The sequence below is a fragment of the Sphingomonas sp. A2-49 genome, from assembly GCF_025548555.1.
Classification (GTDB): Bacteria; Pseudomonadota; Alphaproteobacteria; order Sphingomonadales; family Sphingomonadaceae; genus Sphingomonas.
The window spans coordinates 1-26,456 of sequence record NZ_JAJLPA010000015.1; the positions used below are offsets into that span (position 1 = coordinate 1).

At 69.0% G+C, this 26,456-nt stretch carries 25 protein-coding genes; 15 read left to right on the top strand and 10 right to left on the bottom strand.

What is annotated here, in order from left to right; genetic code table 11:
• Both LPN01_RS12245 and pabB read right to left on the bottom strand, forming a co-directional pair.
• On the bottom strand, positions 1-1,167 hold a 1,167-nt coding region (locus LPN01_RS12245), incomplete at its 3' end, for a pyridoxal phosphate-dependent aminotransferase (RefSeq protein WP_262828707.1).
• 36 nt (positions 1,168-1,203) lie between these two features.
• Positions 1,204-2,985 (bottom strand): aminodeoxychorismate synthase component I, encoded by a 1,782-nt coding sequence (gene pabB, locus LPN01_RS12250; RefSeq protein ID WP_262828708.1) that lies wholly within the window; start codon positions 2,983-2,985, stop codon positions 1,204-1,206.
• A gap of 80 nt (positions 2,986-3,065) precedes the next feature.
• On the opposite strand from pabB, the gene LPN01_RS12255 reads away from it, so the two are divergent.
• Positions 3,066-3,740 (top strand): MBL fold metallo-hydrolase, encoded by a 675-nt coding sequence (locus tag LPN01_RS12255; protein ID WP_262828709.1) that lies wholly within the window; start codon positions 3,066-3,068, stop codon positions 3,738-3,740.
• 31 nt (positions 3,741-3,771) lie between these two features.
• Complete coding sequence (locus tag LPN01_RS12260) at positions 3,772-4,551, top strand: SDR family oxidoreductase (RefSeq protein ID WP_262828710.1); 780 nt, start codon at positions 3,772-3,774, stop codon at positions 4,549-4,551.
• Positions 4,552-4,582: 31 nt separating this feature from the next.
• Here the strand turns inward: LPN01_RS12260 and LPN01_RS12265 are convergent, their stop codons facing one another.
• On the bottom strand, positions 4,583-5,023 hold the full coding sequence (locus LPN01_RS12265) for an MAPEG family protein (RefSeq protein ID WP_262828711.1): 441 nt from the start codon (positions 5,021-5,023) through the stop codon (positions 4,583-4,585).
• Between the two features lie 205 nt (positions 5,024-5,228).
• Here LPN01_RS12265 and rpmF point away from each other — a divergent pair, with 205 nt between their 5' ends.
• The 5 genes from rpmF to LPN01_RS12290 all read left to right on the top strand — a co-directional run bounded on the left by rpmF (position 5,229) and on the right by LPN01_RS12290 (position 8,211).
• Positions 5,229-5,408, top strand: coding sequence for a 50S ribosomal protein L32 (rpmF, locus tag LPN01_RS12270; RefSeq protein WP_254289098.1), 180 nt, complete (start codon positions 5,229-5,231; stop codon positions 5,406-5,408).
• A gap of 33 nt (positions 5,409-5,441) precedes the next feature.
• Positions 5,442-6,473, top strand: coding sequence for a phosphate acyltransferase PlsX (plsX, locus tag LPN01_RS12275; protein ID WP_262828712.1), 1,032 nt, complete (start codon positions 5,442-5,444; stop codon positions 6,471-6,473).
• A complete protein-coding gene (locus LPN01_RS12280) occupies positions 6,470-7,438 on the top strand; it encodes a beta-ketoacyl-ACP synthase III (RefSeq protein WP_262828713.1) in 969 nt (322 codons plus the stop codon). The genes plsX and LPN01_RS12280 overlap by 4 nt, the downstream gene beginning before the upstream one ends.
• Before the next feature lie 114 nt (positions 7,439-7,552).
• Complete coding sequence (locus tag LPN01_RS12285; protein WP_262828784.1) at positions 7,553-7,852, top strand: integration host factor subunit alpha; 300 nt, start codon at positions 7,553-7,555, stop codon at positions 7,850-7,852.
• Between the two features lie 5 nt (positions 7,853-7,857).
• Complete coding sequence (locus tag LPN01_RS12290) at positions 7,858-8,211, top strand: MerR family transcriptional regulator (protein WP_262828714.1); 354 nt, start codon at positions 7,858-7,860, stop codon at positions 8,209-8,211.
• Positions 8,212-9,326: 1,115 nt separating this feature from the next.
• Here the strand turns inward: LPN01_RS12290 and LPN01_RS12295 are convergent.
• Complete coding sequence (locus LPN01_RS12295; protein ID WP_262828715.1) at positions 9,327-9,971, bottom strand: TetR/AcrR family transcriptional regulator; 645 nt, start codon at positions 9,969-9,971, stop codon at positions 9,327-9,329.
• Positions 9,972-10,091: 120 nt separating this feature from the next.
• On the opposite strand from LPN01_RS12295, the gene LPN01_RS12300 reads away from it, so the two are divergent.
• Positions 10,092-12,461: a TonB-dependent receptor gene (locus LPN01_RS12300; protein ID WP_262828716.1), complete on the top strand. Its 2,370-nt coding sequence runs from the start codon at positions 10,092-10,094 to the stop codon at positions 12,459-12,461.
• 76 nt (positions 12,462-12,537) lie between these two features.
• The gene (locus tag LPN01_RS12305) at positions 12,538-13,797 is read left to right on the top strand and encodes a spinster family MFS transporter (protein ID WP_262828717.1); all 1,260 of its coding nucleotides are present in this window, start codon (positions 12,538-12,540) and stop codon (positions 13,795-13,797) included.
• A gap of 272 nt (positions 13,798-14,069) precedes the next feature.
• On the opposite strand, the gene LPN01_RS12310 is transcribed toward LPN01_RS12305, so the two are convergent.
• From LPN01_RS12310 to LPN01_RS12320, 3 genes are all read right to left on the bottom strand, one after another.
• Positions 14,070-15,596, bottom strand: coding sequence for a peptide chain release factor 3 (locus tag LPN01_RS12310; RefSeq protein ID WP_262828718.1), 1,527 nt, complete (start codon positions 15,594-15,596; stop codon positions 14,070-14,072).
• A 249-nt stretch (positions 15,597-15,845) separates the two neighbouring features.
• Positions 15,846-16,721: an aldose 1-epimerase family protein gene (locus LPN01_RS12315; RefSeq protein WP_262828719.1), complete on the bottom strand. Its 876-nt coding sequence runs from the start codon at positions 16,719-16,721 to the stop codon at positions 15,846-15,848.
• Between the two features lie 85 nt (positions 16,722-16,806).
• A complete protein-coding gene (locus LPN01_RS12320) occupies positions 16,807-17,388 on the bottom strand; it encodes a L,D-transpeptidase family protein (protein WP_262828720.1) in 582 nt (193 codons plus the stop codon).
• Positions 17,389-17,599: 211 nt separating this feature from the next.
• On the opposite strand from LPN01_RS12320, the gene LPN01_RS12325 reads away from it, so the two are divergent.
• The gene (locus LPN01_RS12325) at positions 17,600-18,310 is read left to right on the top strand and encodes a murein L,D-transpeptidase catalytic domain family protein (RefSeq protein WP_262828721.1); all 711 of its coding nucleotides are present in this window, start codon (positions 17,600-17,602) and stop codon (positions 18,308-18,310) included.
• 24 nt (positions 18,311-18,334) lie between these two features.
• On the opposite strand, the gene LPN01_RS12330 is transcribed toward LPN01_RS12325, so the two are convergent.
• Positions 18,335-18,952 (bottom strand): flavin reductase family protein, encoded by a 618-nt coding sequence (locus tag LPN01_RS12330; RefSeq protein WP_262828722.1) that lies wholly within the window; start codon positions 18,950-18,952, stop codon positions 18,335-18,337.
• Positions 18,953-18,978: 26 nt separating this feature from the next.
• Here LPN01_RS12330 and LPN01_RS12335 point away from each other — a divergent pair, with 26 nt between their 5' ends.
• From LPN01_RS12335 to LPN01_RS12345, 3 genes are read left to right on the top strand one after another with little or no spacing between them, the layout of a single operon-like run.
• Positions 18,979-19,686, top strand: a complete 708-nt coding sequence (locus LPN01_RS12335) for a cytochrome b/b6 domain-containing protein (RefSeq protein WP_262828723.1) — start codon at positions 18,979-18,981, stop codon at positions 19,684-19,686.
• Entirely contained in the window at positions 19,683-20,429 is a 747-nt protein-coding gene (locus LPN01_RS12340; protein ID WP_262828724.1) for a molybdopterin-dependent oxidoreductase, read from the top strand. The genes LPN01_RS12335 and LPN01_RS12340 overlap by 4 nt, the downstream gene beginning before the upstream one ends.
• 17 nt (positions 20,430-20,446) lie before the next feature.
• On the top strand, positions 20,447-21,673 hold the full coding sequence (locus tag LPN01_RS12345) for an SAM-dependent methyltransferase (RefSeq protein ID WP_262828725.1): 1,227 nt from the start codon (positions 20,447-20,449) through the stop codon (positions 21,671-21,673).
• A gap of 1 nt (position 21,674) precedes the next feature.
• On the opposite strand, the gene LPN01_RS12350 is transcribed toward LPN01_RS12345, so the two are convergent.
• Positions 21,675-22,073, bottom strand: a complete 399-nt coding sequence (locus LPN01_RS12350) for an EF-hand domain-containing protein (protein ID WP_262828726.1) — start codon at positions 22,071-22,073, stop codon at positions 21,675-21,677.
• Positions 22,074-22,206: 133 nt separating this feature from the next.
• On the opposite strand from LPN01_RS12350, the gene LPN01_RS12355 reads away from it, so the two are divergent.
• Positions 22,207-23,424, top strand: coding sequence for an argininosuccinate synthase (locus LPN01_RS12355; protein WP_262828727.1), 1,218 nt, complete (start codon positions 22,207-22,209; stop codon positions 23,422-23,424).
• Positions 23,425-23,681: 257 nt separating this feature from the next.
• Positions 23,682-25,310, top strand: coding sequence for a hypothetical protein (locus LPN01_RS12360; protein ID WP_262828728.1), 1,629 nt, complete (start codon positions 23,682-23,684; stop codon positions 25,308-25,310).
• Here the strand turns inward: LPN01_RS12360 and LPN01_RS12365 are convergent.
• Entirely contained in the window at positions 25,279-26,427 is a 1,149-nt protein-coding gene (locus LPN01_RS12365; RefSeq protein ID WP_262828729.1) for a GNAT family N-acetyltransferase, read from the bottom strand. The genes LPN01_RS12360 and LPN01_RS12365 overlap by 32 nt on opposite strands.
• Between the last annotated feature and the right edge of the window lie 29 nt (positions 26,428-26,456).

The following is a 26,456-nucleotide window of genomic DNA, read 5'->3' on the forward strand; positions in this document are numbered from 1 at the left end:
CTCGCACGCCTCGCGCAGCAGCGCGTCCGACGTCGCATAGCTGATCCGCATCGCCGGCGAGAGGCCGAACGCCGCGCCCTGCACCGCCGCGACCTTCGCATCGTCGAGCAGATAGCCGACGAACGCCTCGTCGCTGTCGATCAGCCGACCCTTCGGCGTCGTCTTGCCGATCAGTTCGGCGAACGAGGGATAGACGTAGAACGCGCCTTCGGGACGCGGGCAGTGCATGCCGCCGATCCGATTGAGCATCGACACGACGAGGTCGCGGCGCCCCTGGAATGCGGCGGCGCGCTCCTTCAGGAAATCCTGCGGACCATTGAGCGCGGCGACCGCCGCCGCCTGCGCGATCGAACAGGGATTGCTGGTCGATTGCGACTGCAGCTTGGCCATCGCCTTGATGAGCCACGACGCGCCCGCCGCATAGCCGATGCGCCATCCGGTCATCGCATAGGCCTTGGAACAGCCGTTGACGGTCAGCGTCCGCTCGTACAGCTCCGGGCAGACCTCGGCGATCGTCGCGAAGCGGAAGTCGTCGTAGACGATGTGTTCGTACATATCGTCGGCGAAGACCCAGACGTGCGGATGGCGCGCCAGCACCGCGCCCAGCGCCTTCAGCTCGTCCACCGTATAGGCGGCACCGGTCGGGTTCGAGGGCGAATTGAGGATCACCCATTTGGTACGCGGCGTGATCGCCGCGTCCAGCGCCTCGGGCGACAGCTTGTAATCCTGTTCGGGGCCGGCGACCGCGAACACCGGCGTGCCGCCCGCGAACTGCACGACGTCGGGATAGCTCACCCAGTAAGGCGCGGGGATGACGACCTCGTCGCCCGGGTCCACCGTCGCGACGATCGCGTTGAACAACGTGTGCTTGCCGCCGACGTTCACGCTCACCTGGTCGGTGGTGTAGGCGAGGTGGTTGTCGCGCGCGAACTTGGCGACGATCGCCTGCTTCAGCTCGATCGTGCCGTCGACGTTGGTGTATTTGGTCTTGCCGTCGCGGATCGCCTGGATCGCCGCCTCCTTGACGAAGTCGGGCGTGTCGAAATCCGGTTCGCCCGCGCCCAGCCCGATGACGTCGACACCCGCGCGCTTCAGCTCCAGCACGCGGCTGGTGATGGCGAGCGTCGGGGACGGGCTGATACGGCCGAGGGCGGCGGAGGGCTTCATGGGTCGGGCCTTATCGCGAAGGGAAACGCGGGGGGCCTATAGCGACAGGTCCGGGCGTTTCGCAATCGCAACCACCGCCGGCATCAGCCCTCTGAGTGCATTTCCGACAAAAAATTGCCCCGCAAGGTCTTCCGGCGACAGATTCGCTTCGATCGCCTGCCCCGCATCGATCAATTGCGCCCGCAGCACGCCCGGCAACAGCCCGGCCACCAGCGCCGGCGTGACCAGCGGCGCATCCGGCCCGCGCGCCACGAACAGGGTGGTGAAGCTGCCCTCGGTCAGACGGCCGTCCGGGCGCACGAACACCACCTCGTCGGTTCCCGCCGCGATCCGCGCCGCATCGTAGAATGCGCGGTCGCTCGTCTTGTGGCGCAAGCGGAAATCGTCCGCCTCCACCGGCAGGGGCACGACCGCTACCCGCAGCGGCCGGTCGAACGCCGGCGGCGCGGGCGACACCTCGATCGCCAGCGCGCCGCTCTGCGCCAGCAGCAGGCGCACGCGCGCCGGGCCGCGCAGCCGGAAGGTCGCCGCCTGCAACTCGTTGCGCGCACCATGCCGGTCGAAGCGGAAGCCCAGGGCGGCCGCGCTCGCCCGCATCCGTTCCAGATGCCGGTCGAGCAGCGGCATGCCCTGTTCGGGATCGAACGCCATCGTCTCGATCAGGTCGAGTGGCCGCTGTCCGGCGGTGACGAAGGCGCCCTTGGCGAGCACCTCGGCCCATTCCTCGTCCGCGCGGCTGTCGGCGACGATTCCCGATCCCAGCCCCAGTTGGGCGGTGGCGGCGCCGGCCGCGACGGTCAGCGTCCGGATCGCGACGTTGAACGCCATGTCGCCATTTGCGTCGATCCGCCCGATCGCGCCGGTGTAGACGCCGCGCCCGGTACTCTCCACCGTGCCGATCACCTCCATCGCGCGCTGCTTGGGCGCGCCGGTGATCGAACCGCAGGGGAACAGCGCGCCGACCACGTCGATCGCGTCGCGGTCCGGCGCCAGCGTCGCGGTGACGGTGGAGGTCATCTGGTGCACCGTCGGATAGGTTTCGACGGTGAACAGCGTCGGCACCGCGACGCTGCCCGCCGCCGCCACCCGCGACAGATCGTTGCGCATCAGGTCGACGATCATCAGGTTTTCGGCGCGCTGCTTGGCGTCGCCGGCAAGGTCGGCGATCCGCCGCGCGTCCTCGTCCGGCGTGTCGCCGCGCGTCGCCGTGCCCTTCATCGGCCGGCACGTCAGCGTGCCGCCGTCGAGCGCGACGAACAGCTCGGGCGACAGCGACAGCAGGTGCCGCTCCCCCGTGGCCACCAGCGCGCCGTGCCCCGCCGCCGATCCCCGCCGCAGCTTCGCATAGAGCGCCGCCGGATCGCCCGCGATCGCGACATCCGCGCGCAACGTCAGGTTCGCCTGATAGATGTCGCCCGCACGCACCATCTCCAGCACCCGCTCCAGCGCCGCGTCATAGGCGCGGCGATCGATCCGCGGCTCCGGCACCGCCGCCCAGGCGCCCGCCGGATCGGGCAGCGCGTCCGCCACCTCCGCCGCCGTCAGCGCCCGGTAGCCCGCGAACAGCCCGAACCACAGCAGCGGCCCTTCGACGTCGCGCGACGGCAGCCCGCGCGGCATCAGCGCCGCCCCCGCCTCGTAGGTCAGGTACCCCGCCGCGTGCAGTCCGCGCGCGCGCGCCGCGCGCAGCCGCTCCAGCGCGGGGACGACCGCGTCCAGCCGGTCGGCGGCGACGATCTCGACCGGATCGGCGTAGAGCCGCGCGCCGTCGCCGTCGGGACGGGCGTCGTCGAGCAGGATGAAGGGCGCGGTCAGCATCGCTTACCAAATGCACGGGGGCACCCCGCCCGCGCAAGCGGCGATTGCCGCGTTCCGCCGCCACGCCTATCTGCCGCGGCATGACCGATCGTTCCCGCCCCGCCGCGCCCCTCAACGCCGTGATCGTCCAGGTGACGCCCTTCCAGCAGAATTGCACCCTGATCTGGTGCACCGCGACGATGAAGGCGGCGGTCGTCGATCCGGGCGGCGACCTGCCCCGCATCAAGGCGGCGATCGCGCAGGCGGGCATCACCGTGGAAAAGATCCTGCTCACCCACGGCCATATCGACCATGCCGGCGAGGCGAAGACGCTCGCCACCGATCTCGGCGTGCCGATCGAGGGCCCGCACGAGGCGGACCGGTTCTGGCTCGCGCGGCTCGACGACGACGGCCGCAACTATGGCATGACCGGCGTCGTCTTCGAACCCGATCGCTGGCTGGTCGAGGGGGATACGGTCACCGTCGGGAACCTGACGCTCGACGTCTACGAGACCCCCGGCCACACGCTCGGCCACGTCATCTTCCACCACGCACCCTCGAAGTTCGCGCAGGTCGGCGACGTCCTGTTCCAGGGCTCGGTCGGGCGCAGCGACATGCCGGGCGGCAACCACAAGCAGCTGATCGAGACGATCGTCACCAAGCTGTGGCCGCTGGGCGACGACACCGCCTTCATCCCCGGCCACGGCAACCCCAGCACCTTCGCCCACGAACGCAGCCAAAACATGTTCGTCAGCGACCGCGCGCTGGCGGACTAAGCGGGCCAGCGCGACGGGAAAGGAGGACGCCATGGCGAGACTGACCGGCAAGATCTGCGTCGTCACCGGGGCCGCGCGCGGCATCGGGCGCGCGATTGCGGAGCGGTTCCATGCCGAAGGCGCCGCCGTCGTCGTCACCGACATCGATGCACCCGCGGGAACGGCCACCGCCGCTGCGATCGGCTGCCGGTTCGAACCGCTCGACGTCGGCGAGGAGGCCGACTGGGCACGACTCGCGCGGGTCGTTCCCGTCGCCGACGTCGTCGTCAACAACGCCGGCGTCACCGGGTTCGAGGGGGGCATGACGCCGCACGACCCCGAACACGCCAGCCTTGCGGACTGGCGCGCGGTGCACCGCGTCAATCTGGACGGGACGTTCCTCGGCTGCCGCTATGCGATCGGCGCGATGAAGGCGGCGGGGACGGGATCGATCGTCAACATCTCGTCGCGCTCCGGCCTGGTCGGTATTCCCGGCGCCGCGGCCTATGCCTCGTCGAAGGCGGCGATCCGCAACCACAGCAAGAGCGTCGCGCTCTATTGCGCGCAACAGGGCTGGCGGATCCGCTGCAATTCGATCCATCCCGCCGCGATCCTGACCCCGATCTGGGAACCGATGCTGGGCGACGGGCCCGGCCGCGACGCCCGGATGCAGGCCCTGGTCGCGGACACGCCGCTGAAGCGATTCGGCACGCCGGACGAGGTGGCGGCGATCGCCGTGCTGCTCGCATCGGACGAGGCGACCTACGTGACGGGCACGGAGCTGAGCATCGACGGCGGCCTGCTCGCCGGATCGGCGGCCTCCCCCGGCTGACGGGGCATGCGCCGCGAGTCGGGACCCGCGGTCAGGCGGTCGGGACGGCCTCCACCGGGATCGCGCGCACCGGCGGGGACGATGCGCCGGTCCAGGCAAGCGCCAGTCCCCAGATCGACAGCGCCAGCAGCACCGCCCAGGTCAGCAATGCGCCCCCGGCGCGCCACGGGTTCGCGGTCGGCCGGTCCATGCCGATCGCGTGCACGATCCGGGATACGACGAACAGCCCGCCCGCGCCCCAGAGCCGGTCCGGGTCGCCGCCCGCCGCCTCGATCAGCGCCATCAGGATCAGCACGAACGGCGCATATTCGACGAAGTTCGCCTGCGCCCGCGTCCGCGCGACGAGCGCGGGATCGCCGCCGTCGCCGAGCAGGATCTGGTCCTTCAGCCGGACCCGGACGATGCGATAGGCGAGGATCAGGTTGCCGAGCCCGGCCGCGGCGGCGATGGTCAGCGTGACGGGCAACATCATCGGTCCGGCCCCTCCCTGTCGAGCCCGCGCCGTGATGCGCGCATGCGCCGAAGCTTGCAACCACGCGGGAATTCGCTATAGGCCCGCGCTTCGCGATGCGCCGGGTTGTCGGTGGCGTCCAGCGGCCGGCGCCTCGCCGATCGTCGGAACGTCCTGCCGGGTGCATCGGATTTTCCGTAAGCCGATTCCAGAACAAGGTGCCGAAATGGCCGTCCCCAAGCGAAAGACCTCTCCCTCCAAGCGCGGCATGCGTCGCGGTCACGATTCGCTGACCGTCGCGTCGTTCCAGGAGTGCCCGAACTGTGGCGAGCTGAAGCGTCCGCACAACCTGTGCACCGCATGCGGCCATTACAACGGCCGCGAGATCGTCTCGGTCGAGGGTTAAGTCCCTCCCTTTCATTCGGATAAGCGCTGAACCATGCCCGACAACTCCTGGATCGCCGTCGATGCGATGGGCGGCGACGAAGGGTTGGCGGTCATGCTCGCCGGCGTGGCTGCGGCCCGGCGGCGGTATGAGGGCATGCGCTTCTTCCTCGTGGGTGACGAGGCCGCGGTTCGCGAAGAGCTGAAGACCCACCCCAACCTCAGCCAGCACAGCGAGATCGTCCACGCGCCGGAGACGGTCGGGTCGAGCGACAAGCCGGGCCAGGCGATTCGCCGCGCCAAGACGACGTCGATGGGCATCGCGATCGACCTGGTCAAACAGGGTCGCGCCGGTGCCGCGGTGTCGTCGGGCAATACCGGCGCGCTGATGGCGATGGCGAAGGTCGCGCTGCGCACGCTGCCCGGCATCGACCGGCCGGCGCTCGCCGCGCCGCTGCCGACGCTCGGCGACAACGACGTCGTGATGCTCGACCTCGGCGCCAATACGGAAGTCGACGCGCGCAACCTCGTCCAGTTCGCGGTGATGGGCGCCGCCTATGCGCGCACGATCATGGACCTCGACAGCCCCCGCGTCGCGCTGCTCAACATCGGCAGCGAGGACCAGAAGGGCACCGACGAGATCCGCGACGCCGCGGCGGTGCTGAAGGGTCAGACGCACCTGCCGCTCACCTTCACCGGCTTCGTCGAGGGCAACCAGCTCGCGCGCGGCAACCACGACGTCATCGTCTGCGACGGCTTCGCCGGCAACATCGCGCTCAAGACCGCCGAGGGCACCGCGCGCTTCGTCGCCGACCTGCTCAAGCGCGCGTTCAGCAGTTCGGTACGATCGAAGGTCGGCTTCCTGATCTCGCGCCCCGCGACCGAATTGCTGCGCGACCATCTCGATCCCAACAACCACAACGGCGCGGTCTTCCTCGGCCTCAACGGTATCGTGGTGAAGAGCCACGGCAGCGCCAACGAGCGCGGCGTCGCCACCGCGATCGGCAATGCCGCCAAGATGGTGCGCGCCGACCTGACCCGCCGCATCGCCGACGACCTGGGCAATTTCGAGAAGAGGGCGGCATGATCCGGTCGGTCATCCTCGGCACCGGTTCGGCGCTGCCCGAGCGGCGCGTCGCCAACGCCGAGCTGGAGGAACGGCTCGACACCACCGATGCGTGGATCGTCGAGCGGACCGGCATCCGCTTCCGCCACATCGCCGCACCGCACGAGACGACATCGACGCTGGCCGCCGATGCCTGTCGCAGCGCGCTGGCCGCCGCCGGCATCCCCGCGCAGGACATCGACCTGATCGTCCTCGCCACCGCGACCCCGGACCAGACCTTTCCCGCGACCGCGACCAAGGTGCAGGCGATGCTGGGGATCGACGATTGCGTCGCCTTCGACGTCGCGGCGGTATGTTCGGGCTTCCTCTATGCGGTGCAGGTCGCCGACGCGATGCTGCGCACCGGGCTCCACCGCCGCGCGCTGGTGATCGGCGCGGAGACGTTCACCCGCCTGCTCGACTGGGAGGACCGCACCACCGCGGTGCTGTTCGGCGACGGCGCCGGCGCGATCGTGCTCGAGGCGCAGGACAGCGACGCGGCGACCGGGCGCGGCATCCTCGCCACCAAGCTGCATGCCGACGGCCGGCACAACGACCTGCTCTACGTCGACGGCGGCCCGTCGACCACCGGCACCGTCGGCAAGCTGCGGATGAAGGGGCGCGAGGTCTTCCGCCACGCCGTCGTTAATCTCGCCGCAGTGATGCAGGAAACGCTCGTCATCGCGGGCCTGACGCCGGGCGACGTCGACTGGGTGGTCCCGCACCAGGCCAATGCCCGCATCCTCGACGCCACCAGCCGCAAGCTCGGCCTGTCGCCGGACAAGGTCGTCGTCACCGTCGATCGCCATGCCAACACCTCGGCGGCCTCGGTCCCCCTCGCGCTCGACACCGCCGTGCGCGACGGAAGAATTCATCGCGACCAGATCGTCGTCCTCGAAGCGATGGGCGGCGGCTTTACCTGGGGTGCGGCCGTCGTCCGGTTTTGATACGGTCGGATCCGGGCGAAAGACGCTGCCGGCAAAAAATAGTCACTTTCGGACATGAATTCTCTGGTGTAGCATCGTCCTGTCGTTTGGTGATGAGGTGGGGTGAGCGTGTTGATGACTACTGCTGGCACGTTGACGCGCGCCGATCTTTCGGAAGCGCTGCATCGACAGATCGGGCTTTCCCGCACGGACTCGGCGAAGGTCGTCGAACAGATCCTGACCGAAATGTGCGAAGCCTTGTCGCGTGGCGAAAACGTCAAGATTTCCGGCTTCGGTACCTTCGTGCTGCGTGACAAGGGCGAACGGATCGGCCGCAATCCGAAGACGGGGGTGGAGGTTCCGATCGCGCCGCGCCGCGTGCTGACCTTCCGCGCCAGCCAGATGATGCGCGAACGCATCGTCACCGCCAGCTGACCGGGATGGTGACGGGCACGCCCAAGGCGGTCGGCGCATTCCGCACGATCGGCGAGGTTTCCGAGGAAACCGGCGTCGCCCAGCATATCCTGCGCTATTGGGAAACGCGCTTTCCCCAGCTGCGGCCCGTCACGCGCGCCGGCAACCGCCGCTATTACCGGCCCGACGATATCGCGCTGGTGCGCCGGATCGACGGATTGCTCAACCGGGAGGGCTATACCGTCCGCGGCGTGCAGCAACTCCTCGCCGAACCGACGCGTCGGGCGCGGACGGACGAGGCCGCGGACCTGATGCCGGCGCTCCGCGCGATCCGCGACCGCCTTGCGCATGCATTGGTGCAGGACGAACGGCTCGCCTGACGAGCGCGTCGGTCCGGGCAGCGGATCGCATCGCGGCAGCGGACGACGGCAGCGCTCGGCCCGCGATGGCCCGGCATTCGGTGCCGTCATGTCGCGACGCCGGCGACAGACGCTCCGTCACCCGGATCGGGCCCTCGGGTCGCAGGCCGACGCGCCCCCGGTCCACAGCCCAACCAGCCACCGCCGCCGGATCGGGGCCTCGGGTCGGAGGTCGGCGCCCTGATGGGCTGTCAAGCGGCGCTGTTTTGACCTCGACCCGCTCCCGGGTCCGCCGATCGACGTGCCCCATCCGCCGGGTGCCGTCGCTAAGACCCGTTCGGCCACGCCGCGATGGCGAGGCAACTTGCGCGCGACGGCGCGCAGAAGCGATCGATGCCCCGACGATCGACGGGGTTCCAGTCCCCGCGCGCCGGGGTTGCGGCACTTACGCCACCACGACTGCCGATCGGCGTGAGCCTTCACCCGACGGCGCCGCGTCCGTCTGAATAGGGCGGCGGCACGTATGGACGAGTGCGGCAGCTCGACCGAATCGCCGACCGGGGTTCGGCCGAACGGCGATCCACCCGCCTGTTACGTCGGCGCGCATCGCCTCGCACAGCATCCCAAGGTCGCGCACGGGACGGTGTCGCGTCCGCCCGAATAGGGCAGCACCCCATATAAGCGAGCGCGGCAGAGCGACCGGATCGACGGCCGGGGTTCGGCCGAACGGCGATCCGTCCGCCTGTCACGTCGGCACGCATCGCCTCCACAGCATCCCGAGGTTGCGCACCGGACGGTGTCGCGTCCGTCTGAATATCGCGGCACCACATATGGACGAGCGCAGTAGTTCGACCGAATCGCCAGCCGGGGTCCGGCCGAACGACGATCCGCCAGCCTGTCACGTCGGCACGCATCGCCTCGCACAGCACCCCAGGTCGCGCACGGGACGGTGTCACGTCCGCCCGAATAGGGCGGCACCCCATATAAGCGAGCGCGGCAGAGCGACCGAATCGCCGGCCGGGGTTCGGCCGAACGACGATCCGCCCGCCTGTTACGTCGGCGCGCATCACCCCGCGCAAGCATCCCCAGGCCGCGCCCCCGGTCGGCCCGGCGAAGTGACGGCCCGCTGCGGCCGATCACCGGGTGCCCGATGTGCCCCCTCCGGCGCGCAATCCCTCGCGCAGCAGTCCCGCGGCGATATCCGCAACGTCGTCGACGCCGCGGTCCTCGCTCCAGACGCCATAGCGCAGCCCCAGGAACACGTTCATCCCCATCACCGCCCAGGCGTGGACGTCGGTGACGTCGCCGCGCACCTCGCCGCGCGCCGCCGCCGCCTTCAGCCGCTGCTCGATCCGTTCGGCGGTCGAGGCGTAATGCGCGCGAAAGCTCGCCGCGTCGACGAATTCGGCCTCGTCGATGATGCGATAGATCTCCTTGTGCTCGCGCACAAAGCCGATGAACTGCGCGAGGCCCGCGCGCTCCGCGGCGATGCCGTCCTGCGCCGCGCGCAGCGCCGGCGCGACATGGTCGCGGACCTGTGCGGACAGATCGGTGACCAGCGCCCGGAACACCGCGTCCTTCGAATCGAAATAGGTGTAGAAGCTGCCGAGCGCGACACCGGCGCGTCGCGTGATCGCGCTGATCGACGCCTCGTGGAACCCCCGCTCGCCGAATTCCAGCGCCGCGGCGTCGAGCAGCGCGCGCAGCGTCTTGCGCCCCCGCGCGGTGCGGGGCGTCTTGTCCCCCGCCCCACCGGCTGCGGCTTCCCCAGCGCTCGCCATCTACCGCAGCCCCCCTGTCATTTCCCAAGTTGAATCCTGGTTCAGGTTTCACTATAGGCTTCGTCGACAGCGTACAAGCCGGGACTACCGGACGCGGCGCTGCACAGGAGGGGTTTGTTTATGAAGGCGCGCACGTCCACGTTCCTGATGCTCGGCGCGGCGGCGGCGGCATTGCTCGCCGGTCCGGCCGCGGCGCAGACTGCCACCGGCGCCCAGACCGGCGCGGCGGCGGCGGAAACCACGCCCGACACCAGCGACGCACCCGCGCAGGGCGACGGCGACATCGTCGTCACCGCGCGCCGGCGTGCGGAAACGCTGCTCAGCGTGCCGATCGCGGTGACCGCATTCAGCGCGGACCGGCTCGACAAGGTCGGCGCAGTCGACCTGACCGACATCCAGAACTTCACGCCCAACACCACGCTGAAGACCGCGCGCGGCAGCAATTCGACGCTCGCCGCCTTCATCCGCGGCGTCGGCCAGCAGGATCCCGTGCCGGGGTTCGAGGCCGGCATCGGCATCTACCTCGACGACGTCTATCTCAACCGGCCGCAGGCGGCGGTGCTCGACATCTACGACGTCGACCGGATCGAGGTGCTGCGCGGCCCGCAGGGCACGCTGTACGGCCGCAACACGATCGGCGGCGCGGTGAAATACGTCACCAAGCGCCTGCCCGACACGCCGGAGGTCCGGATCAAGGCCAATTACGGATCCTACGACCAGGCCGACGGTATCGTCGCGCTGTCGGCACCGGTCGGCGACCTCCTCAAGATCGGCGTGGCGGGCGCACGGCTCAGCCGCGGCGGGTTCGGGCGCAACACGAACCTCAATATCGACAATTACAACAAGGACATCTGGGCCGGGCGCGGCACGATCGAATTCGAGAGCCCGGACACGCGGCTGTTCGTCCGGATCACCGGCGATTACACGCACGACAAGAGCAACCCGCGCAACGGCCACCGCCTGATCCCCGGCATCGCGTCGGGCGCGCCGGTGCTCGACGACGTGTTCGACACCCGCGCCGGGCTCAACTTTCCGCGGCAGGACATCAAGGGCGGCGGCCTGTCGATGACCGCCAATGCCAAGCTGACCGACGCCCTGACGTTTCGCAGCATCAGCGCGTGGCGCAAGGACGACAGCTTCACCCCGATCGACTTCGACGCGCTGCCCGCGGTCGACGTCGACGTGCCCGCGATCTATCGCAACGAACAGACCAGCCAGGAATTCCAGCTGCTCTACAGCTCGGACAGGCTGAACGGCCTGATCGGTTACTATTATCTCGGCGCGAAGGCTTCGACCGGGTTCGGGGTGCTGCTGTCGACCACGCTGCCGGGGTTCGATGCCTATACCGCGGGCGACGTGCGGACCGAGACGTCGTCGGTATACGGCGATTTCACCTTCGACTTCACGCCGCAGTTCAGCCTGTCGCTGGGCGGCCGCTATACGTGGGACGAGCGCAAGTCCTACGTCTTCAAGGCCAATTACATCGGCCTGACGCAGGAGTTCGGCGGTACGCCGGTGCCGTTCGGCGCGCCCGCGACCAATTTCCGCGGCACCGCCAATTTCAAGCGCTTCACCCCGCGCGCCTCGCTCAGCTTCAAGCCGGCGCAGGACCACCTGCTCTACGTGTCCTATTCGGAAGGGTTCAAGGGCGGCGGCTTCGATCCGCGCGGGTCGGGCACCTCGGCGCCGGCTGCCATCCCGGGGCGGCCGACAAACCAGGAAATCTACAATTACCTGTCGTTCGATCCCGAAACGGTGACCAGCTACGAAGCGGGCTACAAGGGGTCTGCACTCGACCGGCGGCTGACCTGGGCGCTGGCGGGCTTCTACGCCGATTACAAGGACGTGCAGGTGCCCGGATCGGTCGGCTGCCTCCAGAACGGTGTGCAGAGCTTCTGCGGCATCACCACCAACGCGGCCAAGGCGCGGATCAAGGGCGTCGAGCTGGAGACCAATGCGGTGCTGGCGCGCGATTTCGCCGGCGTCGGATCGTCGGTCGGGATCACCGGCGCGGTCGGCTATATCGATGCGCGCTACCGCAGCTTCATCGGCCCGACCGGGACCGACGTCGCCAACGTCCGCGTGTTCCAGAACACGCCGCACTGGACCGCATCGGGGACGCTGACCGGCAACCTGCCCGTCGGCGAAGGGCTGGTCACCGCCAATTCGACGCTGTCCTATCGCAGCCTGACGCACCAGTTCGAGACGGCGAGCCCGTTCCTCGACCAGCCCGGCTATGCGCTGCTCGACGCCGGCCTCACCTATGCCTTCGGCGAGGGGAAGCGCTATGCGATCGGCGTGTACGGCAAGAACCTGACCGACCGGCACTACAAGACGTCGGGCTATCAATATATCGCCAGCACGATCGCCGGCGTGCCGATCCGAAACGCCGCGGGCGGCTACACGCCGACGCTGGGCAAGGAAGGCATCGCCACCGCCTTCTACGGCAACCCGCGCCAGGTGTTCGCGAGCATTTCCGCGAAGTTCTGATCCGTCGCCCCGCCCTCGTCATGCCGATGACGGGGGCGGGCTTGCGCATCGTTCGGCACCCGACGAAGGAGCGCGCATGACCCCCGCCACCCCCCGCTATCGTGCGCTCGTGTTGGCGATGCTGCTGCTCGTCTACACGTTCAACTTCCTCGACCGGCAGATCCTCGGCATCCTGGTCGCGCCGATCAAGGCCGAGCTTCAGCTCAGCGACACGCAGCTGGGCGCGCTCGGCGGCATCGCCTTCGCCCTGCTCTATTCGACGCTGGCGATCCCGCTCGCGCTGGTCGCGGACCGGACCAGCCGCAGCTGGGTCATCACGATCAGCCTCGGCGTGTGGAGCGCGTTCACCGCCCTGTGCGGGCTCGCCACCGGTTTCTGGCAATTCTTCGTCTTTCGCCTGGGCGTCGGCGTCGGCGAGGCGGGCGGCGTCGCGCCGAGCTATGCGATGATCGCCGACTATTTCCCGCCGCACCAGCGGGCACGGGCGCTGTCGATCTATTCGCTCGGCATTCCGGTCGGGCTTGCCGCCGGCGCGCTGCTCGGCGGCCTGCTGGCGAGCGCGGTCAACTGGCGCTGGGCGTTCGTCGCGGTCGGGCTCGCCGGTATCGTCATCGCGCCGGTCTTTCGCCTGATCGTGAAGGAACCGCCGCGGGGTGCGTTCGACCCGCCCGCAGCGACCCCGGCGGAGCGCGTATCGGTGTGGGCCGTCTTCGCGCTGCTCGCCGCCAAGCCCAGTTTCTGGCTGATGGCGTTCGCCGCCGCGTTCAGCTCGCTGTGCGGCTATGGCCTCGCCTTCTGGGTGCCCTCGGTCCTGATCCGGTCGTTCGGCTTCACGCTGCTGACCGCGTCGCAATATATCGGCTCGCTGCTGCTGATCGGCGGGACGATCGGCGTGTTCGCCGGCGGCTGGCTTGCCGACCGGCTCGGCAAGAGCGACCGCGGCATCTATGCCCGGCTGCCCGCCATCGCCTGGATCGTCACCGTGCCGCTGTTCGCCGCGGGCCTGACCAGCGGATCGCCGACGCTGTCGTGGTTCCTGTTCCTGATCCCCAACGGGCTCAACATCCTGTGGCTGGGGCCGGTGACGACCGCGGTCCAGCATCTGGTGCCGCCGCCGATGCGCGCAACGGCGTCGGCGAGCTTCCTGTTCATCAACAACCTGATCGGGCTGGGGCTGGGATCGCTGGTGATGGGGCGGCTGTCCGACGCGATGACCGCGGTGCATGGCACCGACGCGCTGCGCTACGCGACGCTCTACGCGCTCGGCTTCTACCTGATCGCCGCGGTGCTGATGCTGCTCGCGGTGAGGCCGCTCAGGCGCGACTGGGTGGGGTGAGGGTCTGGCCTCGAAGCGCCTACCGCTCGCGCGCCGCGGCGAGCTTCACCTCGGCGTAACGATCGGTGCCATAGCCAGCCCCCCGTCATTCCCGCGCAGGCGGGAATCCATAACTACCGCGCTGGCGATGGAGCCGACAGGTCGGCCAGTATGGATCCCCGCCTTCGCGGGGATGACGAAGCAGGAAAGGTCCGGCGACCCAGCGCAGCCTGGGACAGGACAGGCGGCGGGACCTTTGCCTTCCTTTTTCTCAGGCTACGATCACCCTCGTCCTACCGCTCGCGCGTCGCGGCGAACCGCACCTTGGCGTAGCGGTCGGCGATATAGCCGACCTCCCACGCGCTCTTGGCGAGGAACACCGGATTGCCGTCGCGGTCCTTGGCCATCGCCGACCGGTTGAGGTCCATGAACTGCTTGAGGTCGGCGGGGTCCACCGCCGACACCCAGCGCGCGGTATCGAACGGCGCCGGTTCCAGCGCGGCGGCGACCTTGTATTCGGCGTCGAGCCGGCTCAGCAACACCTCGAGCTGGAGCTGGCCGACGACGCCGATGATCCAGTTCGAGCCGATCTCCGGATAGAAGACCTGCGTCACGCCCTCCTCGGCCATGTCGTCGAGCGCCTTGCGCAGCTGCTTGGTCTTGGTCGGATCCTTCAGCTGGACGCGACGCAGGATCTCGGGCGCGAAATTGGGCAGGCCGGTGAAACGCACGTCGGCCCGTTCGGACAGGGTGTCGCCGACGCGCAGCGTGCCGTGGTTGGGGATGCCGATGATGTCGCCCGGGAACGCCTCGTCGGCGACCTCGCGCGTCTGGGCGAAGAACAGGATCGGCGAATGCACCGCAATCGGCTTGCCGCTGCCCGACGGGGTCAGCTTCATGCCGCGCTTGAACGTGCCCGAACACAGCCGCATGAACGCGATCCGGTCGCGGTGGTTGGGATCCATGTTCGCCTGCACCTTGAAGACGAAGCCCGTCACCTCGTCCATGTCGGGGGACACCGGCGCGGGCTCGGCCGGTTGCGGACGCGGCGGCGGCGCATAATCGGCGAGCGCGCCGATCAGTTCGGCGACGCCGAAATCCTTCAGCGCGGACCCGAAATAGACCGGGGTCAGATCGCCGTTGCGATAGGCCTCCGCATCGAAGGCGGCGTATCCCGCCTGCGCCAGCTCGATCTCCTCCGACCAGCGATCGGACAGCGCCGGCGCCTCCTCCGTCTTGCCGAGGAAGGCGCGGCTGTCGCCCTCGGGCCGGCTGATGCGATTGGTGACGAGGTCGAGCACGCCCTCGAACTCGCCGCCCATGCCGACCGGCCAGCTCATCGGGCAGACGTCGAGCGCCAGCATGTCGGCAATCTCGTCGAGCAATTCGAAGATCGGGCGCCCTTCGCGATCGACCTTGTTGACGAAGGTGATGATCGGCACCGAGCGCAGCCGGCACACCTCGAACAGCTTGCGCGTCTGCGGCTCGATGCCCTTGGCGGCGTCGATCACCATCACCGCCGAATCGACCGCGGTCAGCGTGCGATAGGTGTCCTCGCTGAAATCCTCGTGCCCCGGCGTGTCGAGCAAGTTGAAGGTGATGCCGTCGCGCTCGAACGTCATCACCGAACTGGTGACGGAGATGCCGCGCTGCTGCTCGATCTTCATCCAGTCCGACCGAGCGCGCCGGTTGGCGCCCCGCGCCTTCACTTCGCCGGCGAGGTGGATCGCGCCGCCGAAATACAGCAGCTTTTCGGTCAGCGTCGTCTTGCCGGCGTCCGGGTGGGAAATGATCGCGAAGGTGCGGCGGGGGGAGGTCACTGGCGCGGGTCTCGGGATGGCGCGCGACTCGGACGAGCGGCGCGGAAGTTGGCGAAGTTAGCGACACGTCGCGGCGAAAAACGCCCTCCGCCCGCGGCTCCGGGACGGAGCGGCGCAAGGCGGGATGTGGCGGTCATGGCGGCGCTTTGCCAGAAGTGGGGCGTGTAGGACAGCGGAGTTTGCACCACCCCTGCAAAGCCGCGCGCCGGCGTCGCCGCAACGCCCGCGCGAGCGGCGCGGTGGGCCGGCCTATCGCTCCAGCGTCACGCGCATGACGATCCGCGTCTCGCCGTGCGCGGGCACCTCGAACACGCCGGGCTTGTCGCGATAGTCGCCCGTATAGCCTTCCGGATCGGCGATGCCGTGCCAGGGCTCGACGCAGACATAGGCCGCGCCGGGCTTGGTCCAGACGCCGAGCATCGGCGTATCGGGAAAGGCGATGCGCAGCCGCGGCCCCGCCTGCGCGCCATAGGTGACCGCGTCGGAGCGGACCCGATCCCACACCAGCGCATCGTCCGCGAACAGATCGTCGCGCAATGCGAGGACGCGTCCGGTCAGCGGCGACGGCTTGCGCGCCGCCGCGATCCTCCCGTCCGCCGCGATCGTGCGCAGCATGTCTGGTTCGTCGGCGGCGAAGACGATGCGGTGCGCGGCCCGGTCCTCGCCATAGGGCAGCGGCCAGGCGAAGGCGGGGTGGAACCCGAAGCTGGCGGGCAGCGGCGCGTCGGCGGGATTGATGATCGCCGCCCCGACCGTCAGCGTGGCGCCGTCGAGCGTATAGGTGAGCTCCAGCCGGAACGCGAAGGGATAGCTTGCGCGCGTCGCCGCCGAATCGGTCAGCGCGAAGGTAACGCTGGCATCGCTCGTCGCCGCAATCGCGAACGTCGATCGCCGCGCGAACCCGTGTTTCTGCATCGGATAGGCGTGGCCGTCGACGTGGATCGTTTCCTCGAACGGCATGCCCACGACGGGGAACAGGATCGGCGCATGGCCGGTCCAGAAGGCCGGATCGGCATCGGTCATCAGTTCGCGCCCGCCGGCGTCGCGGAGATGGGTGAGTTCGGCGCCGATCGGATTGATCGCCGCGGTCAGCGCGTCGGAACGGATGGTGACGAGGTCGGTCATGCGGTCGTCCTGGCAATACGGGGTCTGCGCCGCCCTTTACCCCGCCCCCCGGATTTGGCGAAGGGGGCGCGCGACGGCACCGGGATCAGCGCAGGCCCGTGGCGGGATCGGCGGCGTCGACACCCGCCGCCGCCGCGTCGCGCGCATCCGCCGGCGTCGGCGGCACCCACCCTTCGGCCGCCGAGGCATCGGTGACCAGCACCGGCGTCCCCTTCGCGGTGACCGCGAACAGGCGCCGGGCGAATTCGGTCGGTACGCGGATGCAGCCGTGCGAGGCGGGGAAACCGGGGTTCATGCCGGCATGGATCGCGACGCCATCCCACGTCAGCCGCTGCATGAACGGCATCGGCGCGCTGTCGTAGAGGTTGCTCCTGTGCTTCTCCGACTTCTGCAGGATCGGAAAGACGCCCAGCGGCGTGTCCTTGCCGTCCTTGCCCGTCGATACCGTCGATGCCGCGATCAGCAGGTCCCCGCGATAGACATAGGCCTTCTGGTCGGGGATCGAGATGACGATGCTGACCGGTTCGAGCGTCGCATTGTCGTTCCACAGGAAGCGGTTCGGCGCGAGGGCGGCGACCTCGGGTGCCAGCGCATCGGTCGCGGCATGCGCGCTCGCAGGGGCGATGGCGAGGATCGCGGCGGCGGCCGTGGCGAGCCAGTGATTCATGTCGTATCGTCCTTGTCCGTCCCGTCCCCCTCTCGCCCGAATGAACGCACGACTCCGCCGATCGTGCCGGTCCCGATTCGGGACCGATCGGGCCCGCGCCGCGCCCAACCGTGCAACCGAAACGCCGACCGGGGCACACGGCAGCAGAAAATTAAGTCCAAAGCTGCTATATGCCATGCACGGGGCAACGACCGGGGCTTTTGAAATTTCGATGCAAATTGAGCACGATGGCGCACATGACCGACGCGCGCTGCTGAAGAACGGACTGGTGCTGGCGGCGACGCTGGCGGTGCCGAGCACCGTATCCGCAGCCACCCGTCGTCTGACCCAGCGCGATCTGCGCCCGGTGACCGAGCCGCCATTGCCCGCACCGCGACCGGTGGCGTTCGCGCGCCCGGTCACCTCGCCGCGCGTCGTCCGCCCGGACCTGATGCGCCAGGCGATGGCCGCGCTCGACCAGCACGGCCGCCGCGTGGCGCAGCGCGACCGGATCGCGATCGCCGACATGTCCGCGCCCTCGTCCGAGGCACGCTTCCACCTCGTCAACCTGATCTCGGGCAAGAGCCGGTCGTTCCTGGTCGCGCATGGCAGCGGCTCCGATCCCGCCCACACCGGTTTCCTGAAGCGCTTTTCCAACGAGCCCAATTCCAACGCCTCGTCGCAGGGCACGTTCGTCACCGCCGATTATTACGTCGGCAAGCACGGCCATTCGCAGCGGCTCGTCGGGCTCGACCCGACCAACGACAATGCTCTGTCGCGCGCGATCGTCGTCCATTCCGCCTGGTATGCGAACAAGGACATGCTGCGCACGCACGGCATGCTCGGCCGCAGCCAGGGCTGTTTCGCGGTCGGCGAGGGCGACCTCGACGACGTCTTCGCGCTGCTCGGCCCGGGCCGGATGATCTTTTCCGCGAAGGTCTGACCGCGCGTCGGCGTCGATCGGTCGTCAGGCCGGTCGCCGCATCCGGAACAGCGCGTCGGGACCGATCTCGAAATAATCCGCGGGGCCGCCGCCGCGCAGCACCGGCGCCGCGCGCGCCGTCTGATAGACGCCGTCGTCGAGCATCGCGGTGTCGATATGGATGCCGATCGCCTCACCGATCACCAGATACTGGTCGAGTTCGGTCCCCGCATGATCCTTCAGCCGGACCAGCTGGGTGAGCCGGCATTCGAACGCCGCCGGGCTTCCCGCCACGCGCTCGGGCGCGACCAGCCGCGACGGCAGCGTCGCAAGGCCCGCCAGCGCGAATTCGTCGACCTGCGGCGGTACGGTGGCCGAGGTCGCGTTCATCGCCTCCGCCAGATCGCGCGTCGCGAGGTTCCAGACGAATTCGCCCGTCGCCTCGACATTGGCGACGCTGTCCTTCCGGCCCACGCTGGAAAAGGCGATCAGCGGCGGCGTGTAGTTGATGAGGTTGAAGAAGCTGTAGGGCGCGATGTTGCGCACTCCCGCGGCCGACACGGTGCTGATCCAGCCGATCGGCCGGGGCGCGACGATCGCGTTGACGGGATCGTGCGGCAGGCGGTGGCCGGCGCGCGGTTCGTAGAAATGCCATTCGGTCATGCCGGCATAACTGCTATATCGCCCCGATGGACCCAATCGCGCCCGGTACGTCGATCCTCCGCCACGCGCTGGCGACGCGGCTGTGGCATTGGGTCAACGCGGTCGCGATGTTCGTGCTGCTCGGCAGTGGCCTCGGCATCTCCAATGCGCATCCACGGCTGTACTGGGGTCGCTACGGCGCCAATTTCGACCATGCCTGGGCGCAATTGCCGCGCTTTCCGGCGTGGATCACGATCCCGGCGAGCTACAATCTCGCGATCTCGCGCCGCTGGCACCTGTTCTTCGCACTGGTGCTGGCGTTCGGCCTGCTCGCCTTCATGATCGCCAGCCTCGTCAACCGGCATTTCGCCCGCACGCTGCGGCTGACCCGCGCCGACGTCAGCGCCGCGCACCTGGCGAAGGACGTGCGCGACCACCTCGATTTCCGCTTCCACGATCCCGCCGACCCGGCGGCGTACAACAGCCTGCAGAAATGGAGCTATATCCTCGTCCTGTTCGTCGCGCTGCCGGCGATGATCCTGACCGGCCTCGCGCTGTCGCCGGGGATGGATGCGGCGTGGCCGTGGCTGCTCGACCTGTTCGGCGGGCGCCAGTCGGCGCGCTCGATCCACTTCGTCGCCGCCGCGCTGCTCGGCGGGTTCGTCGTGGTGCACCTGACGCTCGTCATCCTGGCGGGGGCTGGCAACGGCGTCCGGTCGATGCTGACTGGCCGATGGAAGGTCCCCGAGGCATGATCGTCGCGCGCCGCACCCTGATCGCCGGCGCCGGCGGGCTGCTGCTCGCCGGATGCGACCGCGTCGCCGCGAACCCGCAGGCGCGCCGCATCCTGTTCGCGGGCGAGGACATGCACCGCGGCCTGCAACGCGCGCTGTTGGACCGGGGGGCGCTCGCCCCCGAATTCCGCCCCGACCAGATGTCGCCGATCTTCCGCGCCAACGGCACGCGCGATCCGGGCACCCCCGCCTATGCGGCGATGGTCGCCGACGGCTTCGCGGGCTACCGGCTGCGCGTCGGCGGGCTGGTCGACCGGCCACTGTCGCTCAGCCTCGCGCAGCTCGCGTCGATGCCGGCGCGCAGCCAGATCACCCGCCACGATTGCGTCGAGGGATGGAGCGCGATCGGCCAGTGGCAGGGCCCGATGCTGGGCAACGTGCTGAAGGCGGCGGGAATGCGCAGCACCGCACGCTACGTCGTCTTCACCTGCGCCGACCTGTACAACGGTCAGCCCTATTACGAATCGATCGACACGGTCGACGCCTTCCACCCGCAGACGATCCTGGCGCTCAAGATGAACGGTGCGCGCCTCAACGTGGCCCATGGCGCGCCCGTGCGCCTGCGCGTCGAGCGCCAGCTGGGCTACAAGCACGCCAAATACGTGACCGGCATCGACGCGGTCGCCAGCCTCGCCGGGATCGGCAAGGGCAAGGGCGGCTATTGGGAGGACAATGTCGATTACGATTGGTATGCGGGCATATAGGACATTAAGGGCGTCGCATGGCGCTGATCGACATGTTCCTCAGCCGCGCCGTCAAGCGTGGCCAACTGACCCTCCACCGACCCGGCAAGCCGCCCGCCACCTTCGGCATCCCCGATCCCGACTATGGCCACGTCACCATCCGCTTCGCCGACCGCGGCGTCGCCGGCCGCATCATCCGCAATCCCGCGCTCGCCGCGGGTGAGATGTACATGGACGGCCGGCTGACCGTCGACGGCGACGACATCATGGCGCTCGTCCGGCTGATGAAGCGCAACAGCCCGTGGGAACGCGGCCAGAATGCGTTGAAGCCCTCCGCCTTCGTCACCGGGCTCGGCGCGGTGAAGCACCGGCTCGACCGCATCAATATGGAGCGCCGCTCGAAGCAGAACGTCGCGCATCACTACGACCTGTCGGCGCGGCTCTACGACCTGTTCCTCGACGCGGACAAGCAATATAGCTGCGCCTATTACACCAGCCCCGACAACGACCTGGAACGGGCGCAGACCGACAAGCTGGCGCATATCGCCGCCAAGCTGGCGCTGCGGCCGGGGATGCGGGTGCTCGACATCGGCTGCGGCTGGGGCGGCATGGCGCTGTTCCTCAACAGGCATTTCGGGGTCGAGGTACTCGGCGTCACCCTGTCCGAGGAACAGCTGAAGATCGCGCGCGAACGCGCCGCCGCGGCGGGCGTCGCGGACAAGGTGCGGTTCGAGCTGATCGACTATCGCCGCGTCGAGGGCCAGTTCGATCGCATCGTCTCGGTCGGGATGTTCGAACATGTCGGGCCGCCGCAATACCGCACCTTCTTCCGCAAGTGCCGCGACCTCCTGACCCCCGACGGGGTGATGCTGCTGCACACGATCGGCCGGCTCGGGCCGCCCAGCGTCACCGACGACTGGACGACCAAGTACATCTTCCCCGGCGGCTACAATCCCGCGCTGTCGGAGGTGATGCAGGCGTTCGAGGGGCTGAAGCTGTTCCTGACCGACGTCGAGGTGCTGCGGTTGCACTACGCCTATACGCTGCACGAATGGTACGCGCGCACCGTCGCGGCGCGCGACGCGATCGTCGCGCTGTACGACGAGCGCTTCTATCGCATGTGGACCTTCTACCTCGCCGGCGCGGCCAACGCCTTCGAGAACGGCGGGCTGGTCAACTTCCAGATCCAGTTCAGCCGCAGCCGTACCGAGCTGCCGATCACCCGCGACTATATGATCGAGGGCGAACGGCGGCTGCGCGGCTGACCTAGCGTCCTTTGGGCGCCGCCGGACCCGCCACCGCGGCGCGGGCGGCGGCGCGCTCCTCGAGGCTCACCACGCCGTCGTGGTTGGTGTCGTAGCGCGAGGCGAGCGCGCGGAAGAGGCCCTGCATCTCGGCGGGCGTCACCTTGCCGTCGTGGTTGGCGTCGGCGGTCATGAACCAGGCACCGCTGATCTGCTTCGCCTTGCCCGGCGGCATCTTGGTCTTGCCGACGTCCATCCGCGCGACGCGCGCGTCGATCTCCGCCCGGGTCAGCACGCCGTCATGGTTGGCGTCGGTCTTGTCGAACTCCGCCCGGATCTTGGGATCGATCGCCTGCGCGGCGGCCGGTGCGGCGCTGAGCAGCAGCAGGAAGGGCAAGGCGGCGGGCAACGGACGGAACATGACGTCTCCGGGGAAATGGTCTCGACGGTCGACTAGCCGCCGGCCGCTAAACCCCCGGTGAACGCAGACGTTGCGTGGCGGGCGATCGCGGCTTAGGGGCGCGGCCAGTCGCCTTGCGTGAAGGAACCTGCCCGTGACCGATCAGATCAACCGTGTCGTCCTCGCCTATTCGGGCGGACTGGATACGAGCGTGATCCTGAAGTGGCTCCAGCAGACCTACCAGTGCGAGGTGGTGACCTTCACCGCCGACCTCGGCCAGGGCGAGGAGCTGGAACCCGCCCGCCAGAAGGCGCAGATGGCCGGCGTCAAGCCGGAACACATCTTCATCGACGACCTGCGCGAGGAATTCGTGGCGGACTACGTCTTCCCGATGATGCGCTCCAACGCACTCTACGAAGGGCTGTACCTGCTCGGCACGTCGATCGCGCGGCCGCTGATCGCCAAGCGCCAGATCGAGATCGCGCGGATGGTCGGTGCCGACGCGGTCAGCCACGGCGCGACCGGCAAGGGCAACGACCAGGTCCGCTTCGAACTGGGCTATTACGCGCTGGCGCCCGACATCAAGGTGATCGCGCCGTGGCGCGAATGGGACCTGACCAGCCGCACCCGCCTGATCGAATTCGCCGAGCAGCACCAGATCCCGGTCGCCAAGGACAAGCGCGGCGAATCGCCCTTCTCGACCGACGCGAACCTCCTCCACACCTCGTCGGAGGGCAAGGTGCTGGAGGATCCGTGGCAGGAGGTGCCCGATTACGTCTATTCGCGCACGGTGAACCCGGAGGACGCGCCCGACGCGCCGGAATATATCACGATCGACTTCGAACGCGGCGACGGCGTCGCGCTGAACGGCGAGGCGACCTCGCCCGCGACGCTGCTGACCAAGCTGAACGAGCTGGGCCGGCGCCACGGCATCGGCCGCCTCGACCTGGTCGAGAACCGCTTCGTGGGCATGAAGAGCCGCGGCATGTACGAAACCCCGGGCGGCACCATCTATCACCTCGCGCATCGCGGCATCGAGCAGATCACGCTCGACCGCGGCGCCGCGCACCTCAAGGACGAGCTGGCGCCGCGCTATGCCGAGCTGATCTACAACGGCTTCTGGTTCTCGCCCGAGCGCGAGATGCTGCAGGCGGCGATCGACCACAGCCAGGCGAAGGTCAGCGGCACGGTGCGGCTGAAGCTGTACAAGGGCGGCGTCTATATCGTCGGCCGCAAGTCGCCCAATTCGCTCTATTCGGAAAAGGTCGTGACGTTCGAGGACGACCAGGGCGCGTACGACCAGCGCGACGCGGCCGGGTTCATCAAGCTGAACGCGCTGCGCCTGCGCCTGCTGGGCCGCCGCGACGCGTAAGGCTTTCGCCCGTCCTCGTCATCGCCGCGAAGGCGGGGATCCTGACGCGCCACCGTTGCGCTCTATCGCTGACGATGGAGCTTATGGATTCCCGCCGGCGCGGGAATGACGGTGGGCGCGGAGGGCGCCCCTGCCGCTCGCGCCTGGTCACCCGATCCGTCGCCCTGATCGACGCGCGGCTCGCTTCATCGCGCCCGTGCGGGAACTTTGTGCGACAATGCTTGTCGTTGCCACCCCCTAGCCCCTAAGGCGACGCGATGCAGGGGCACAGGCTGCACTGGTGGCAAACGCGGGCGTTCGTCGTGGCGATGGTGATCGCGGCGGTGATCCCGCTGCTGTGGCCCACCATCCCGCCGCTGGTCGACCTGCCCGGCCACATGGGCCGCTATCGCGTCCAGCTCGACGGCGCGTCCTATCCGTGGCTCGCCGAATGGTACGATTTCAAATGGTCGATGATCGGCAACCTCGGCATCGACCTCGCAGTCGAGCCGCTGGCGCCGCTGTTCGGGCTGGAGCTGGCGGTCAAGCTGGTGGTGATGGCGATCCCCGCGCTGACCGTGTCGGGGCTGTTGTGGATCGCGCGCGAGGTGCACGGGCGCATCCCCGCCACCGCGCTGTTCGCGCTGCCGCTCGCCTATGGCTATCCCTTTCAGTTCGGCTTCGTGAACTTCGCGCTGTCGATGGCGCTGGCGCTCAACCTGTTCGCGCTGTGGCTGCGGATGGGGCGGCTGGGCCGGATGCGGCTGCGCGCGGCGCTGTTCGTGCCGCTGTCATGCATCCTGTGGGTCTGCCACACCTTCGGCTGGGGCGTGCTCGGCATCCTCGCCTTTTCCGCGGAGATGATCCGCCAGCACGACCTGCGCAAGGACGGCCATGGCGGCCATTGGCTCGAAAGCTGGGTGCGCGCCGGCATCGGCTGCCTGCCGCTGGCGCTGCCGTTCGCGATGATGGTGCTGTGGCGGTCGGGCGACCACGTCACCGGCAAGACGATGGACTGGTTCAACTGGCGGGCCAAGGTCGGCTGGGTCATCATGGTGCTGCGCGACCGCTGGATGGCGTTCGACCTCGCCTCCGCGACCGTGTTGTTCGTGATCCTGCTGAAGGGCGTGCGTGACGACCGGGTCGAATATTCGCGCAACCTGCTGCTGTCGGCGCTGTTCCTGTCGGCGATCTTCGTCCTGTTGCCGCGCATCGTGTTCGGATCGGCCTATGCCGACATGCGCCTCGCCCCGTTCGCGCTCGCCATCGCGCTGATCGCGCTGCGGCCGAAGCGCGGGCTGTCGTTCCGCGGCGCATCGACGCTCGCCGCGCTCGGCCTCGCCTTCTTCGGGGTACGGCTGGCGGGGACGACGGTCAGCTACTGGCTGTACGATCGCGATTACGACCGGACGCTCGCCGCGCTCGACCACGTGCCGGAGGGCGCGCGGCTGCTGACCATGGTCGGCCGCACGTGCCGTGACGACTGGACCTCCACCCGGCTCGAACATGCCGCCGGGCTCGCGCTGGAGCGGCGCATCGCCTATGCCAACGACCAATGGTCGATGCCCGGCGGCCAGCTGCTGACGGTGCGCTATCTGCCCGCGGGCCGCTTCGCGCACGATCCCTCGCAGCTCGTCACCGACCGGCGCTGTCGCGGCGAATGGTGGCGGCCGCTCAAGGTATCGCTGGCGTTCCTGCCGCGGCAGGCGTTCGACTATGTCTGGCTCATCAATCCGCCCCCGGTCGAGGCGGCATTCCTGTCGGGCCTGACGCCGATCTGGCGCAGCGGTCGCGACGTGCTCTACCGCATCGACGACCGCACGCCCGCGGAGGTGGTGCTCGATCCCGCGCTGCTGCCGCCGCGCCGGCCGATGGTCATGCCGCAGGGCCTGCCTCGCCCTTCCTGAACGGCGCCAGTTCGTCGAGGCAGGCGTGCTCGTGTTCCACCGCCGCGCGCTCGCGGACGAGGAAGTCGGCGATCGCCCGGCGAAAGCCGGCATCCGGAATGTAATGCGCCGACCAGGTCGACACCGGCACATAGCCGCGCGCGAGCTTGTGTTCGCCCTGCGCGCCCGCCTCCACGGTCTTGAGCCCGCGTGCGATCGCCGCGTCGATCGCCTGATAATAGCATAGTTCGAAATGGAGGAACGGCACCTCCTCCGTACAGCCCCAATAGCGGCCGTACAGCGTGTCCGCGCCGATCAGGTTGAGCGCGCCGGCGATCGGCACGCCGTCGCGGAGCGCCAGGATCAGCAGCACGCGATCCCCCAGCGCCGCCCCCAGCATCGGAAAGAACCCACGCTTCAGATAGGGTTGCCCCCATTTGCGGCTGCCGGTGTCCTGATAGAAGGTCCAGAATGCGTCCCAGTGTTCGGGCAGGATCCCGGCGCCGGTCAGATGCCGGATCGTCAGCCCCTCCACCGCCGCGGCGCGCTCCTTGCGGATCGCCTTGCGTTTGCGACTGGCGAGCGCCGACAGGAAATCGTCGAAACAGCCATAGCCGTTGTTGGTCCAGTGGAATTGCGTGCCCTCGCGGATCAGCCACCCCGCCTGCTCGAACAGCGGCAGCTGATCGGGCGCGACGAAGGTCGCGTGCGCCGACGACAGGCCGTGCCGGTCGGTCACCGCCTCCAGCGCGGCGATCAGCGGCGCCGCCGCCTCCGGGTCGCGCAGCAGCAGGCGCGGTCCGGGCACCGGGCTGAACGGCGCGGCGATCTGGAGCTTGGGATAATAGGCACCCCCCGCCCGCTCCCATGCGTCCGCCCAGCCATGGTCGAAGACATATTCGCCCTGGCTGTGGCTCTTGGCATAGGCCGGCGCGATGCCCGCCGGCCGGCCGTCGGCGCCATCGACGACGATCGGGATCGGCTGCCACCCCGAACGCCCGCCGGTGCTGCCCGATTCCTCGAGCGCGGCGAGAAAGGCGTGGCCGACGAAGGGATTGGCGTCGCCGGCGCACGCGTCCCAGTCGGCGGCGGAGATCGCGCGGACGCCATCGACGAGGCGGGCGGCGACCTGGGTCATGCGGCGGGGGTCCGGAGCGTCATCGCCCG